Annotated in this window: 1 protein-coding gene; it reads right to left on the bottom strand. The window is 72.1% G+C overall.

Annotated elements, in window-relative coordinates; all coding sequences use genetic code 11:
- Nucleotides 1-1435 (bottom strand): acyltransferase domain-containing protein (locus tag G6020_RS12890; protein ID WP_182610892.1); only part of this gene is annotated, 1435 nt, incomplete at its 3' end.
- Nucleotides 1436-1533: the final 98 nt, after the last annotated feature.

Genomic DNA, 1533 nt, shown 5'->3' with positions numbered 1-1533 from the left:
TCCGCCGCACCGCGACGGGGACGCCGTCCGGATCGACCCCCGGATCGAGGGTCGTCGTCAGCACCACCCGGCACCCGTCCTCGAGTCCGGTCAGCGGGGTCGCGGCGTCGACGGTCACCGCGTGCGCCCCGTGTGCCCGCAACGCGGTCGCCAGCTGTTCGGCCAACCGCATCCTGTCCGGTGTGGCGAGCACGACCACCCGGTGGTCGCCGGTGGCGGTCGTTGCGGCCTCCGGGGCGGGCGCCGCCAGCCACACGGGTCGGAGGAGGTCGACGGCGTTCGTGTCCGCGGGTGATGGTTCCTGACGGTGGGTGGGAACCGGCTTCTCCCAGTAGGACCGGTGCTCGAAGGGGTAGGTGGGCGCGGTCGCCACCGGGCCGGTGCCCACCACGACCTCCCAGTCGGGTTCGACCCCGGAACAGAAGAGCGCGCCCAGTGCGTGCGCCACCCCGTCCAGTTCGTCCCCGCCGGATCGCTGGGAGGGGATGACGACGGCCTCGGGAAGGAGGTCCGAGATCGCCGGCACGAGGACGGCGGTCGGTCCGATCTCGACGTGCCGCGTCGTCCCGTCGACCGCGTCGCTGGTCACGGCGTCGGCGAATCGCACCGTGTCCCGGAGGTGTCGGACCCAGTAACCGGGGTCGCGCCACAGCTCCCGGGCGTCACCGGGTTCGCAGCTCGACACCGTGACCAGGTGGGGTTCCCGATAGGTGAGCGTGGCCGCGAGCTCGGCGAAGCCGTCGAGGATCGGCTCCATCATCGCGGAGTGGAATGCGTGGCTGACCGCGAGCTTCTTCCACTTGACCCCGGCCGTGAGGCGATCACACACACTGTCGATCTCTGCCTGCGGTCCGGAGAGGACGACCGACGACGCGTCGTTGACCGCCGCGACGTCGACCTCGAGACCCTCGATCAGTTCGCGGGCCTGCATCTCGGGGAGACGGACCGCCAGCATCGCGCCCGGGGGAAGGCCCTGCATCAACCGGGCCCGGCCACAGACCAGTGCCCCGGCGTCGTCGAGGTCCAGGACCCCGGCGACGTGGGCGGCGGCGATCTCCCCGATGGAGTGCCCGCCGACGAGGTCGGGGACGACCCCGGCGTGTGCCAACAACCGGGCCATGGCCACCTCGAAGGCGAAGATCGCCGGCTGTGTGTACTCGGTGCGGGACAGCAGACCCGCGTCTGCGATCGCGTCCGCCAGCGGGGTGCCGAGGTGTCGGTCGCACGCCGCGCACACCCGGCGAAACGCCTCGGCGAACACCTCCGAGTTCTCGATGAGCTGCATACCCATCGACACCCGCTGGGTTCCCTGACCGCCGAACCAGAACGCGGTCCGGCCGGTTCGCGCGGTGCCCGTCTCGACGGAGATCGACCGGTGCCCGTCGGCGACCGCGGCCAACCCCGCTCGCAGGCCCTCGGCGTCGTCTCCGATCACGGCCGCACGATGGCCGAACCGTGAGCGACCGTGGGCGAACGCGCGCACCACTGTCCCGGCGTCGACGCCCGTGTCCAGCGCTCGCCCGAGACGGGCCG

The organism is Dietzia sp. B19 (assembly GCF_014145155.1).
Classification (GTDB): domain Bacteria; phylum Actinomycetota; class Actinomycetes; order Mycobacteriales; family Mycobacteriaceae; genus Dietzia; species Dietzia natronolimnaea.
The sequence above is the reverse complement of the archived record's forward strand: the minus strand, read 5'-3'. Positions and strand labels throughout refer to the sequence as shown.